The 503-nt window shown below is 41.0% G+C and carries 1 pseudogene; it reads left to right on the plus strand.

The window, feature by feature from the left end:
- Nucleotides 1-295: 295 nt before the first annotated feature.
- Nucleotides 296-503: pseudogene (locus CIK04_RS25260) on the plus strand (alanine glycine permease); the annotation flags it as partial.

Genomic DNA, 503 nt, shown 5'->3' on the forward strand with positions numbered 1-503 from the left:
GTACAAAAACACCGATAAAAAGGCGATTCAGAGAAATCGCAGCACGCCACCCCATAATAGCGAGGCGTTGGACAATTGCGTCTTTGACTTTGATTGCCTGTCTAAATACAAACTAATCACTTTGGATCAAGCATTTTTTCGACGAACATCACGTAGTGACGGGTAGATCATAAAACTATCAATACGTGTTGCAAAATTGTTATCACTCAGAATAATGCACAATGTTACAAAAAAGTAACAACACAACATCAGATAATAATTATTCGTTTCTATTAAAGAACAGACAGGATACACAATGGTAAAAAATGTAATGCTGGCCATGTTAGGCAGTACTGTGGCGTTCAACGCTTCAGCAGCCGGCTTGGATGAAAAAATCAACGAGGTCGTGGCACCTATCGTCAACCCTTGTTGGAATGATCTTCTCGACCATTCCATTCCCTTTTTCTGACGTACAGGTTCCTTGGATTGTATTGTGGCTCGTCGTTGCTGCGACGTTTTTCACT

The sequence above is a fragment of the Vibrio sp. 03_296 genome (assembly GCF_002265885.1).